This is a genomic window from Streptomyces collinus Tu 365 (assembly GCF_000444875.1).
GTDB lineage: Bacteria > Actinomycetota > Actinomycetes > Streptomycetales > Streptomycetaceae > Streptomyces > Streptomyces collinus_A.
This window is the reverse complement of the sequence record NC_021985.1, coordinates 2240431-2252038: the sequence shown is the minus strand read 5'-3', so window position 1 is coordinate 2252038 and position 11608 is coordinate 2240431. Positions and strand designations below refer to the sequence as shown.

Below are 11608 nucleotides of genomic sequence, written 5' to 3'. Positions count from 1 at the left end.
GGCAGCCGCGCATGGCGATATGTCCTCACTCAGGGTGTCCGCGCCCTGGTTCGACGAGACCGGCGGTGAGAGTTCCTGGCTCCCGGGGATCGCATCCCCGGTGACAGTGGCGGGACCGCGCCGGATTCGCACCGGCTTCCTCTTCTGCCGCCGTACATGGCCTGGGCAGTCCACCACGCGCCCGGAAGGGCCGTCAACTTGCCTGTGACCTGCGGGGGAAGAGTGTGCTGAGGCCCACACCGGCACGAGGCGGGCAGCCGAAAGGCCCCCCGCCGGATCTCTCCGGCGAGGGGCCTCGCGAACGGTGCGTCAGGGCTTGACGACGATCAGGTAGATGCCGTAGGCCACCGCGGCCGCGCACGCCGCGAAGCAGACGTACGCGCCGGTGGCGGCGAGCGCCGCCGAGCCGCCCTGCGCGGTGGCCTTCTCGCGCCGTGCCAGGCCGTTGATGCCGAGGGTGAACAGGGCCACCAGGCCCACCGCGAACGCGAGGCTGACGCCGAGGACGGAGCCGATGGCCGCCCAGTCGATCTTCATGGGTTGCTTCCTTCAGTACCGGGTGCTCGGGGTCAGACCGCTGCGGCCGGCGGAACCGCCGGGGCCACGGGCTCGGTCGGGACCGGGGCCGGGATCGTGGCCGTGAGGTCCTCGGTGACGGTGCCGGTGGGCGGCGGGGTCACCATGGCGATCGCGGTGGTCACCACGCCGGGCGGCTCCTCGGCCGGGTCGGCGACGACGCTGGTGTGGTCCACGACCTCGCGCCGGGAGTACTTCCAGATCGCGGCGCTGGCGGCGACCAGGAAGACGGCGACGACCGCGGTGCCCCAGTCGCCCAGGTCCGTGACGGACTCGGCGAGCGCGCCGACCAGCGCGGCGGCCGGGAGCGTGAGCACCCAGGCGATGAGCATGCGCGTGGCGGTGGACCAGCGGACCACACCGCCCTTGCGGCCCAGGCCCGTGCCCATGACCGAGCCGGAGACCACGTGGGTGGTGGAGAGGGAGAAGCCGAGGTGCGACGAGGCCAGGATGGCGGTGGCCGCGCTGGTCTGGGCGGCGAAGCCCTGACGCGGCTCCAGGTCGGTCAGGCCGGTGCCCATGGTGCGGATGATGCGCCAGCCGCCGATGTAGGTGCCGAGCGCGATGGCCAGGCCCGCGGAGAGGATCACCCAGGTGGGGGGGTTGGAGCCCGGCGACACGGCGCCGCCCGCGATCAGCGCCAGGGTGATGATGCCCATGGTCTTCTGCGCGTCGTTGGTGCCGTGCGCGAGGGAGACCAGGCCGGCCGAGGCGATCTGGCCGGCGCGGTAGCCCTTGCGGGTGGCCTCGCCGTCCGACGTGCCGCCGATGGCGTAGGAGAAGCGGGTGGAGAGCATGGCCGCCAGGCCCGCGACCACCGGGGCGGCGACCGCCGGCAGCAGCACCTTGGTGACCAGGACCTCACCGTGGACCGCGCCGAAGCCGGCGGAGGCGACGGTGGCGCCGATCAGGCCGCCCATCAGGGCGTGCGAGGAGCTGGAGGGGAGCCCCACCAGCCAGGTCAGCAGGTTCCAGAGGATCGCGCCGACCAGGGCGGCGAAGATGACCTCGGGACGGATGCCGGTCTCGTCGACGAGACCCTTGGAGATCGTGTTGGCGACCTCCACCGAGAGGAATGCGCCTACAAGGTTGAGCACGGCGGACATGGCCACCGCGACCTTGGGCTTGAGCGCGCCGGTCGAGATGGTCGTGGCCATCGCGTTGGCGGTGTCGTGGAAACCGTTCGTGAAATCGAACGCGAGTGCGGTTACCACCACAATCGCGAGGATCAGCGAGAAGCTTTCCATTTACCCAGGCAATCGTTCGAGGTCGTTGGCTGTTGGACCGTAGGCAATCTGGGTGAACGGAAGGTGAACTGAGGCGGGCGTGACGGTGTCCGTCCGAGAGGTTCCGGATGACGTCCGCCCCCACGCCCCAACCGCCCCTTGGCTACCAGCCCCGCGCGAAGGCCCGCAGCTGCCCCGGCGGCCCGTGGAAGAGATTCTGGTCACCCGGCAGACCGCCCCGCACGCCGTACTGCCAGAAGGTCCAGTCGGACCATCCGCCCGGCAGCGATCCGGGGTCCGACGTGCCGTGACGGGCGATCCACAGCGCGTGGTCGGCGGCGAACGCGCGGCTGTCACCGGTGCACGCGCCCCACCAGTCGGCGGTGGTGTAGATCACCGGCCGGCGGCCGGTCTCGCGCGCCACCTCGTCGCTGAAGGACCGGATCCAGCGGACCATCCGCTTCCACCCCAGCCCGTAGCAGCGGTGCTTCCGGTTGTACGGGTTGTATTCGATGTCGAGCGCCGGCGGCAGGGTCCAGCCGTCCGCCCGCCAGTCGCCGCCGTGCCGCACGAAGTACGACGCCTGCCGCGCGCCCGAGGAGCGGTCCGGGCGCGCGAAGTGGTACGCGCCGCGGATCAGGCCCGCCCGGCGCGCGCCGGCGTACTGCCGGTGGAAGTAGGGGTTGCGGTAGTCGGTCGACTCGGTCGCCTTGACGTAGGTGAACCGGGCGCCCTCCGACCGCGCGGCCGGCCAGTCGACGTGTCTCTGGTGCGAGGAGACGTCGTGCCCCAGCGGCAGCCCCAGCGAGGTCGCGGGCGAACCGGCCGGCACGGCGGACGCGGCCTGCGCGCCCGCGAGAACCAGCGCGGCGCCGGCGGCGGCGAGGCCGGCGGCGCGGCGGCGGGAGCGGGAGGGTGTGCGGTCACGGGCCATGCGTCCCCCTGGAGTGGCGGTGGACCCGCGTTCGGGCGATCGGGAAAGCTCATTGAATGACCGGAGCTCCCGGGATCCAGGCCGATTCCGGACGGTTCATCCCAGGTCCACTCGTTCGGGGGCACGACTTCCGGCCGGAAACGGGCGCCCGGACCGCCCCCGCCGGTCCGGCTGGCAGGATCACGGCATGGCGGAACAGCGACGGGACGCGCCCGGGTCGGACGGCACGGACGGCGGGCACAGGGCGGGCGGAGCCGGTGAGGCCGGGCCCGGCGGGGCCATGGGCACGGCGTGGGCCGCCGAGGCGTACGGCGAGGCGGCGGCCGCCTGGGAGGCGCTGGTCGCGACGGCCCGCCGTACCGTCGCCGACGGCCTGGTCGTGGGCACCTCCGGCAACGTCTCGGCGCGCGTCGGCGACCTCGTGCTGGTCACGCCCTCCGGCGTGCCGTACGACCGGCTGACCCCTGCCGACATCACCGGCGTCGACCTCACCGGACGGCAGGTCGTGGGCACGCTGGTGCCGACCAGCGAACTGCCCATGCACCTCGCCGTCTACCGCACCACCGACGCCCGCGCCGTCGTCCACACCCACGCCGTGCACGCCACGGCCGTCTCCACCCTCGTGACCGAGCTGCCCCCGGTCCACTACATGGCCGGCGCCCTCGGCGGCGTCGTCCGCGTCGCGCCCTACGCGACCTACGGCACCGAGGAGCTGGCGCGGAACATGCTCCGGGCCCTCGACGGCCGCTCCGGCTGCCTGCTGCGCAACCACGGCACGATCACCCACGGCGCCACGCTCGACCAGGCCTACGACCGCACCGCCCAGCTCGAGTGGATGTGCCGCCTGTGGCTGACGGCGTCCTCCGTGCCCGGTCTGACACCGTCGCTGCTGACGGAGGCACACATGGCCGAAGCCGGGGCACGTTTGAAGGGGTACGGCCAACGGAGGTGACCCCTTGCCGCCCAGCCCCTCGTTCCAGCTCCTGCTCGACCGGCTCGCGCACGTCCTGCCCGCGCCCCTGCGCCGCGCCGTCGGCCCGCCGGGCCGCGGGCGTCCCGCGCTGCCGAGGCCGCGCCCGCTCCCGCCCCGGCCCGCCCTTCCACTGGCCGTGCGCACGGACCGCCCCGACACTGGAGCCGTGCGCACCGTCAGAGCCACCGCCGCCGCACTCACCGCCGTGCTGGCCGCCGGCGCGGCCTCCGTGGCCGCCGGCCGCCTCGCCAGCGACGCCGCGCTGAAGGCGCCCGCGGGCCGTCCCCTGCCCACCGAGCCCCGGCTCACCGTGCACGGCACGGCCCCCGGCCGGATCACCCTCACCCGCGATCTCGCCTCGCTGCGTCCGGGCACCTACGGCCTGGCCGGCGACGGCTCGCACGCGGTCGTCGGGCCCGTGCTCGGCACGGCCGCGCAGACCGCCGACACCGTCGTACGGCGCCTGGAGCGGGTCACGCACGGCACCTTCGCCCCCGGCGACGCCGTCTGGCTCACCCCGAACGTCTACGTCGGCAACCCGGCCGCCGCCCTGGGGCTCGACTTCGCCGACGTGGACGTGCCCGGCGAGCTGGGCCCGCTGCCCGCCTGGTTCGTGCCCGGCAGCCGGGACATGTGGGTGATCGCCGTGCACGGCCTCGGCACCACCCGCGAGCAGGCCCTGAACGTCATGGAGTTCCTGCACGGCCGCCGGCTGCCGGTCCTCGCGCTCTCCTACCGCGGCGACCTCGGCGCACCGCGCCCGCCCGACGGCCTGAACCACCTCGGCGAGACCGAGTGGCGCGACCTGGACGCGGCCATCCGCTACGCCGTGCGCTACGGCGCCCGCCGGGTGGTGTTGCTCGGCTGGTCCACCGGCGCCACCATGGCCCTGCGCGCCGCCGAGCACTCCGCCGTGCGCGACCGGATCGCCGGCCTCGTCCTGGACTCCCCGGTCCTCGACTGGGAGGCCACCCTGCGCGCCCTCGCCCAGGCCCGGCACACCCCGGAGCCGCTGCTGCCGCTCGCGGTGCGCGCCGCCCAGGGCCGGGCCGGCCTGCACGCCGACCGGTCCGCCGGGACGGCCGACTTCGACCGGATCGACCTGCCCACCCTGATCGTCCACGGGCCGGACGACGCGGTCGCCCCGTGGGAGTACTCCCGCCGCCTGGCCGACCGCCGCCCGGACCGCGTGGCCCTGCACACGGTCGCCCAGGCCCCGCACGCGGCGATGTGGAACGCCGACCCCGAGGAGTACGAGGAACGCCTGCGCCGCTTCCTGACGCCCCTTTTGTAGGCCCCGCCCGGCCCGGCGGCTTCCGGCTCCGCTTCCGGCTCTCCCACGCGCGTCGCGGGAGCCGGCGCGGAACCCGCGGCGGTACGCGCCGCGGAACGAGTCGGAAGCCCCGGTTCCAGGGGTTCCGTTTAGGGGCGTACCACTGGCCTGATCGGGACCGTTCACCCGGCATCGGACCCGGTGCGTTGGCCAGCCCCGTCGCCCCCCGTGACATTCCGTTTGGGTTTTCGGACCGTCAACCGGAAGACTGCACCCGTGACGTCCCGTATCCCGCGCGACTCCAGGCTTCGACTCGTCCGACCGCGACCCCTGGCCGCCGCCCCCACAGCTGTGAACCAGCGGCGCCCGCGCCGCCCCGCGCCCCGGCCGCCGGAGGGCACTCCCGCGCCCGCGGAACTGGCCAGAATGGCGCGCACCGGACTGGCCGGCGCGGTCCGGGTGGCCCGCTGGGCCGACACCGCCCTCGGCCCGGGAAGCGACGCCGCCACGGCCGACGGCAAGGCCACCCTCTCCGACGCCACCGCCGAGCGCGCCGCCGCCGAACTCGGCCTCAGCGTCACGCAGGTCCGCGCGGAGTGGGACACCGCCCGCCTCGCCGGACTGGTCGAGGTGCACGGGGACAGCGCGCGCCCCGGCTGGCGGCTGCGCGCCTGGGACCGCGACGACAGCGCCGTGCTGCGCGGCTGGGTGGCCCTCTTCGACGCCTGGTCGCTCGCCTGCCCGGAACCCGCGGACCACGAGCCGGCCGCCGTCGCCGAGGTCGTCTCGGCCATGCCGCAGGTGCTCTCCTTCCTCCAGCTCTCCGCCGGCCCCGTCCCGGTCGAGCAGCTCCTCGACCTGCTCCGGCAGCGGGTCACCGAACTGCGCACCGAGCGCTGCGAGGTCTCCTACGAGCCCGGCTCCGCCGAGTCCGCGGGGCGCGCCGAGCCGGCGCCCGGGGACACCCCGCTGCCGCCGCTGCTCGACTGGGCCCTGCGCGCCCTCGCCTCCGTCGGCGCCCTGACCTGCGGCGACAACCAGGCCACGCTCACCCCGCTGGGCAGCTGGGCGGTCTGGGTCAAGCTGGAGCAGATCTGCGTGGCCGCCCAGAGCCCCGCCGGGAACATCGAGCAGTCCGCCGAGGACATGCTCCGCGGCTGCGCCCAGCTGCGGCCCAACGCCGCCCGCGCCGAGTACCGCGCCTGGCTGGCCGCCCGGCCCGTCGGCAGCGCCGTCACCGAACTGCTCGCCGCCGCCCGCGGCGAGGACGCCCTGCTGCGCGGCCTCGCCTTCGAGGCGCTGCGCGTCGTCGGCGCCCCCGCCGAACCCGACGTACGGTCCGTCGTGGACGACCCGGCGCTGCGGCCGTACGCCCTGCTGTGGCTGGCCGAGCACGACGGGGTCGACCCGGAGGACGCCCACGAGGTCCTGACCCGCGAGGAGGCCACCTGGCTGTGGGTCGACACCGCGGCCGCCGTCGCCGACCACGGAGAGACGACGATGCTGGTACGGCACCTGGAGGCCGCGGTGCAGCCCACCGTCCCCGTGCTGCTGGACGAGGTCCGCGCCGTCGGCCACCCGCGCACCGTGCAGGTCCTGGTCGCGCTCGCCGCCGCCCACCCGGACCCGGCCCTCGCCAAGGCCGTGCGCCGGGCCGCGTTCCAAGTGCACACCGGGGGATAGCCGGCACGCGGCGGAAGCGGGCCGCTCAGCAGCCGATCTCGGGGGCGTACGTGCCGAAGCTCCAGATGTTGCCCTCGGCGTCCCGGGCCAGGTAGTCCCGCGAGCCGTAGTCCTGGTCCGTCGGGGGCATCAGGATCTCCGCCCCGTGCTCCACGGCCCGCTCGTGATGGGCGTCGACGTCGTCCACGACGACGTACACCCCCGCCGGTCCCGCGTTCCCCATCGCCGAGTCGAACAGGCCGCCGCGGCCCCTGGAGCCGACCATCACCGCGCCCCTGCCCTGGACCAGCTCGGCGTGCATCACCGTGCCGTCCTGCGCCTCGTACACCGACAGCTCGGTGAACCCGAAGGCCTCGGTGAGCTGCCTGATCGCCGCCCTGGCGTCCGCGTACAGCAGCGTCGGGTAGATGCTCGGCCGTCCGCCGGTGCCTGCCATGCCGATCACTCCTCGGTGCGTCGGTCCTGCCCTGGTCGTGCGCTGGTCGTGCCCTGTCCTGCCGTACCCCGCCCCCCGGTCCCGAGTCTCGCAGCCGCCACCGACGGCGCCCCGCGCCGCGGCCCGAACACGCGCACGTAGAAAAACCGCTTGCACGGCCCCGTTAGAATTGCCTCCATGGCCATTCTCCTCGCGCATTAGACGGCGGGAACGTCCTCAGCCGCCCACCCGCCTCCCACGTACGTCCTGGAGTCTGTCCGTGATCTCCGCCTCCGGTATCGAGCTGCGCGCCGGTGCGCGCGTCCTCATCGAGAACGCCACCTTCCGCGTCGCCAAGGGCGACCGCATCGGCCTCGTCGGCCGCAACGGCGCGGGCAAGACCACCCTGACCAAGGTCCTCGCCGGCGAGGGCATCCCGGCCGGCGGCACCGTCACCCGCTCCGGCGAGGTCGGCTACCTGCCGCAGGACCCCCGCACCGGCGACCTCGACGTCCTCGCCCGTGACCGCGTGCTGTCCGCCCGCGGCCTCGACGTGCTGATCCGCAAGATGCGCGACAACGAGCAGCGCATCGCCAACGGCAAGGGCGCCACCCGCGACAAGGCCATGAAGCAGTACGAGCGCCAGGAGACCGAGTTCCTCACCAAGGGGGGCTACGCCGCCGAGGCCGAGGCCGCGACCATCGCCGCCGCGCTCAACCTGCCCGACCGCGTGCTCGGCCAGCCCCTGCACACGCTCTCCGGCGGTCAGCGCCGGCGTATCGAGCTGGCCCGCATCCTCTTCTCGGACGCCGACACACTGCTGCTCGACGAGCCGACCAACCACCTCGACGCGGACTCGATCATCTGGCTGCGCGACTACCTGAAGACCTACCGCGGCGGCTTCATCGTGATCTCCCACGACGTCGACCTGGTCGAGACGGTCGTCAACAAGGTGTTCTACCTGGACGCCAACCGGTCCCAGATCGACGTCTACAACATGGGCTGGAAGCTCTACCAGCAGCAGCGCGAGGCCGACGAGAAGCGCCGCAAGCGGGAGCGCGCCAACGCCGAGAAGAAGGCCGCCGCCCTGCACTCGCAGGCCGACAAGATGCGCGCCAAGGCCACCAAGACGGTCGCCGCGCAGAACATGGCGCGCCGCGCCGACAAGCTGCTCTCCGGCCTGGAGGCGGTCCGCCAGTCCGACAAGGTCGCCAAGCTCCGCTTCCCCGAGCCCGCGCCCTGCGGCAAGACCCCGCTGATGGCGGAGGGCCTGTCGAAGTCCTACGGCTCGCTGGAGATCTTCACCGACGTCGACCTGGCCATCGACAAGGGCTCCCGGGTCGTCATCCTCGGCCTCAACGGCGCCGGCAAGACCACCCTGCTGCGCCTGCTCGGCGGTGTGGAGCGGCCCGACACCGGCGAGGTCGTCCCCGGCCACGGCCTCAAGCTCGGCTACTACGCCCAGGAGCACGAGACCCTGGACCCCGAGCGCACGGTCCTGGAGAACATGCGCTCGGCCGCCCCCGACATGGACCTCGTGGAGGTCCGCAAGGTGCTGGGCTCGTTCCTGTTCTCCGGGGACGACGTCGACAAGCCGGCCGGCGTCCTGTCCGGCGGCGAGAAGACCCGTCTCGCCCTGGCCACGCTGGTCGTCTCCGCCGCGAACGTCCTGCTCCTCGACGAGCCGACCAACAACCTCGACCCCGCCAGCCGCGAGGAGATCCTCGGCGCGCTGCGCACCTACAAGGGCGCCGTCGTGCTCGTCACCCACGACGAGGGCGCCGTCGAGGCGCTCCAGCCGGAGCGGATCATCCTGCTGCCGGACGGCGTCGAGGACCTGTGGGGCTCCGACTACGCGGATCTGGTCGCCCTGGCGTGAACCGGGAGTGACCGGGACGGCCCGATCGAGGACTGATCCACTGCGTATGGATCATTCGGCCTAGTCGTGATCCACCATCTGTGTGAGATCTCCTCGTATCGAGGTGTGTCGTACACCGATTTCGCGGCCGATCCCCTCTCTGCCCGGGGATCGGCCGCCGCGCTTCGCTGACCTGGCACTTCGTGAATCCGACCGTCCGAACCGCCGTGCACGCCATGGCGGAATCCCTGATTCCGGATGTGGGGAAGCGCTCCTGTCGTCACAACGATGTCTCACGGACCTTGCCGAATGGGTGGCCATCCCGCCCCGGAGGGGTGATCATGAGGAGACCAGAGCGCACTTCCCATGAGGAGGCACGGGTGGCCGAGACTCTGAAGAAGGGCAGCCGGGTGACCGGCGCCGCGCGCGACAAGCTCGCGGCAGACCTGAAGAAGAAGTACGACTCCGGTGCGAGCATCCGGGCGCTGGCCGAAGAGACCGGCCGCTCGTATGGCTTCGTACACCGGATGCTCAGCGAGTCGGGCGTCACGCTCCGTGGGCGTGGCGGAGCGACCCGGGGCAAGAAGGCCGCATCGTCCTGACTCCGGGCGGCCCACCGTCTTCGATGGTGACCATCCGGCCGGTCCTTCCCCAGGGTCCTGACGGGCCCGGGGGTGCCCCTTGATCGGCCGGGTGGTTACTGTGCAGTCACTTGGCATGCCGTCGGCATGCGCGACGACTGCACCCACCGGAGGCGCCCCATGGCTTCGCCCGACCAGGACCTCGCTCCTGTACTCGACAAGGACGGCGTACGGCTCACCGTCGACGACGCGCTCGCCACGGTGACGCTGACCAACCCGGCCAAGCGCAACGCGCAGAGCCCGGCCCTGTGGCGGGCGCTCGCCGAGGCCGGCCGGCTGCTGCCGGGCTCCGTCCGTGTCGTGGTGCTGCGCGGCGAGGGCAAATCCTTCTCCGCCGGGCTGGACCGGCAGATGTTCACCCTGGAGGGGATTCCGGGCGAGCCGACCTTCACCGATCTCGCGCGCCGTGACGACGCCGGGCTCGACGCGTCCATCGCCGAGTTCCAGGAGGCGTTCACCTGGTGGCGGCGCAACGACATCGTGTCCGTCGCCGCTGTCCAGGGGCATGCCATCGGTGCCGGGTTCCAGCTCGCGCTCGCCTGCGACCTGCGGGTCGTCGCCGACGACGTGCAGTTCGCCATGCGCGAGACCGCCCTCGGCATCGTTCCCGACCTGACCGGCACGCATCCGCTGGTCAACCTGGTCGGGTACGCCCGCGCGCTCGAGATCTGTGTGACCGGACGGTTCGTCGGCGCCGAGGAGGCGGTGGCGTCCGGGCTGGCCAACCTGGCGGTGCCCGGCGGGGAACTCGACGGCGCCGTGCGGGACCTGTCCGCCGCGCTGCTCGCCGCGCCGCGGGACGCGGTCGTGGAGACGAAGGCGCTGCTGCGGGGTGCGGCCGGCCGCACCTACGACGAGCAGCGGGCCGCCGAGCGCGCCGCCCAGGCCCGACGACTGCGGGACCTGGCCGGCACCGGCGAATGAGCCGCTGACCCGTCCCGGGCCCGGTGACAGCCGTGCCGGGCCCCGGTGACAGCCGTCCCCGCCCGGGGACAGCTGTGCCGGGTCCGTCACAGCCGTCCCGGGCCCGGTGAGGTACCCGGCGGCGGGGATTGCTGGCGGTGATGACCCCCAGCGGTGGTCCCCCGCCGGCGGTGGCCCCCTCCCGCGGTGACGCTCCCGGCGAGGGTGGCCCCTCAGCGGGTGGTGGCGCCCCAGCCAGGGTGGCGCCCCGGTGGGCGGTCATTCCACGCCGGTGACCAGGACCGTCACCGCCGGGTGATCGTCGAAGGCGTCGCGGACCGCGATCCGCACCAGACGGGCCACGTCCACGGCCCGGTGCCCCGCGCCCGTCGCCAGTTCCACGCGCACCTGCCGCCGGGGCAGCGACGTGCCGACGGTGCTCCGTTCGATGCGCACCGCGCGGCCGAGTCCGCCGAGCGAGCCGGTCAGCCGCGCCACCCCGGGCACCGCGAGCGCGGCCGCGACCACCCGGGCCTCGTCCGGCTCCGCCGCCTCCCGGGCCGCCTGGGGCCGCCACGCGGTCCGGGCCGCCCCCGGCCGCGCGTCCGCCGGCCGCGGCGCGTCCGTCTCCAGCAGGTCCGTCACCCGCAGGTCCACCTCCGTGACGGCGAGGCCGAGGCGTTCCGCAGCGGCCGCCGCCAGCACCAGGCGCAGCCGCGCGGCCGCCTCCGGCAGCGGCTCGGCGGCGTCTGCCGCGAAGTCCGCCGTCACCCGGAGGGACCCGGGCGCCAGGGCGCCCGGCGGCGGCGCCACCACCGGTTCGTGGACGTCGTCGGGATCGGCCGACGCGATCCGCAGCGCGCCCAGCCGTACCCCGGGCAGGCCCGCCGCGGCGCCGGCCAGCACCGCCGCGGCCGCCCCCTCGGCGATCCACGCGCCGTCACGCGGTCCGCCGAGCGGCAGCAGCCTGCCCAGCGCCAGCTGGTGCCTGACACCCTGTGTCCAACCGTCCGCCGTCATTCCTCCAGCCTGCCGCATCCCCGGCGCGCGACCGCGCATCTGCCGCATCCCCGGCGCGCGACCGCGCATCCTTGCTTACGGTGGTCGCAGGAAGACGACCGAAAGG

General features: G+C 74.0%; 11 protein-coding genes and 1 riboswitch. Of the genes, 6 read left to right on the top strand and 5 right to left on the bottom strand.

Features of this window, described 5'->3' with window-relative positions:
• Positions 1-48: 48 nt before the first annotated feature.
• Positions 49-191: riboswitch (cobalamin riboswitch) on the bottom strand.
• 118 nt (positions 192-309) lie between these two features.
• From B446_RS09560 to B446_RS09550, 3 genes are all read right to left on the bottom strand, one after another.
• Complete coding sequence (locus B446_RS09560) at positions 310-537, bottom strand: hypothetical protein (protein WP_020939218.1); 228 nt, start codon at positions 535-537, stop codon at positions 310-312.
• 32 nt (positions 538-569) lie between these two features.
• Entirely contained in the window at positions 570-1823 is a 1254-nt protein-coding gene (locus B446_RS09555) for an inorganic phosphate transporter (protein WP_020939217.1), read from the bottom strand.
• A 142-nt stretch (positions 1824-1965) separates the two neighbouring features.
• Entirely contained in the window at positions 1966-2736 is a 771-nt protein-coding gene (locus B446_RS09550) for a GH25 family lysozyme (RefSeq protein ID WP_020939216.1), read from the bottom strand.
• Between the two features lie 187 nt (positions 2737-2923).
• Between B446_RS09550 and B446_RS09545 the strand changes: the two genes are divergently transcribed.
• The 3 genes from B446_RS09545 (at position 2924) to B446_RS09535 (ending at position 6665) form a co-directional block, all read left to right on the top strand.
• A complete protein-coding gene (locus tag B446_RS09545; RefSeq protein ID WP_020939215.1) occupies positions 2924-3688 on the top strand; it encodes a class II aldolase/adducin family protein in 765 nt (254 codons plus the stop codon).
• 187 nt (positions 3689-3875) lie between these two features.
• On the top strand, positions 3876-5003 hold the full coding sequence (locus B446_RS09540) for an alpha/beta hydrolase (RefSeq protein ID WP_043477941.1): 1128 nt from the start codon (positions 3876-3878) through the stop codon (positions 5001-5003).
• 255 nt (positions 5004-5258) lie between these two features.
• On the top strand, positions 5259-6665 hold the full coding sequence (locus B446_RS09535) for a hypothetical protein (RefSeq protein ID WP_193384440.1): 1407 nt from the start codon (positions 5259-5261) through the stop codon (positions 6663-6665).
• Between the two features lie 25 nt (positions 6666-6690).
• Here the strand turns inward: B446_RS09535 and B446_RS09530 are convergent, their stop codons facing one another.
• Positions 6691-7101: a VOC family protein gene (locus B446_RS09530; RefSeq protein ID WP_020939212.1), complete on the bottom strand. Its 411-nt coding sequence runs from the start codon at positions 7099-7101 to the stop codon at positions 6691-6693.
• Between the two features lie 259 nt (positions 7102-7360).
• Between B446_RS09530 and B446_RS09525 the strand changes: the two genes are divergently transcribed.
• The 3 genes from B446_RS09525 to B446_RS09515 all read left to right on the top strand — a co-directional run bounded on the left by B446_RS09525 (position 7361) and on the right by B446_RS09515 (position 10503).
• Positions 7361-8959 carry an ABC-F family ATP-binding cassette domain-containing protein gene (locus B446_RS09525; protein WP_020939211.1) on the top strand — a complete coding sequence of 533 codons (1599 nt, stop codon included), beginning with the start codon at positions 7361-7363 and terminating at the stop codon, positions 8957-8959.
• 359 nt (positions 8960-9318) lie between these two features.
• Positions 9319-9540: a helix-turn-helix domain-containing protein gene (locus B446_RS09520; protein ID WP_004002281.1), complete on the top strand. Its 222-nt coding sequence runs from the start codon at positions 9319-9321 to the stop codon at positions 9538-9540.
• Positions 9541-9699: 159 nt separating this feature from the next.
• A complete protein-coding gene (locus B446_RS09515; protein WP_020939210.1) occupies positions 9700-10503 on the top strand; it encodes an enoyl-CoA hydratase/isomerase family protein in 804 nt (267 codons plus the stop codon).
• 258 nt (positions 10504-10761) lie between these two features.
• Here B446_RS09515 and B446_RS09510 read toward each other — a convergent pair whose 3' ends face one another.
• Positions 10762-11502, bottom strand: coding sequence for a hypothetical protein (locus B446_RS09510; RefSeq protein ID WP_020939209.1), 741 nt, complete (start codon positions 11500-11502; stop codon positions 10762-10764).
• Positions 11503-11608 lie beyond the last annotated feature (106 nt).

Bases quoted from the DNA above. Each gene is read 5' to 3' on its own strand.
- B446_RS09545 (WP_020939215.1), top strand. From the start codon at position 2,924: ATGGCGGAACAGCGACGGGACGCGCCCGGGTCGGACGGCACGGACGGC.
- B446_RS09550 (WP_020939216.1), bottom strand. From the start codon at position 2,736: ATGGCCCGTGACCGCACACCCTCCCGCTCCCGCCGCCGCGCCGCCGGC.
- B446_RS09510 (WP_020939209.1), bottom strand. From the start codon at position 11,502: ATGACGGCGGACGGTTGGACACAGGGTGTCAGGCACCAGCTGGCGCTG.
- B446_RS09515 (WP_020939210.1), top strand. From the start codon at position 9,700: ATGGCTTCGCCCGACCAGGACCTCGCTCCTGTACTCGACAAGGACGGC.
- B446_RS09555 (WP_020939217.1), bottom strand. From the start codon at position 1,823: ATGGAAAGCTTCTCGCTGATCCTCGCGATTGTGGTGGTAACCGCACTC.
- B446_RS09560 (WP_020939218.1), bottom strand. From the start codon at position 537: ATGAAGATCGACTGGGCGGCCATCGGCTCCGTCCTCGGCGTCAGCCTC.
- B446_RS09530 (WP_020939212.1), bottom strand. From the start codon at position 7,101: ATGGCAGGCACCGGCGGACGGCCGAGCATCTACCCGACGCTGCTGTAC.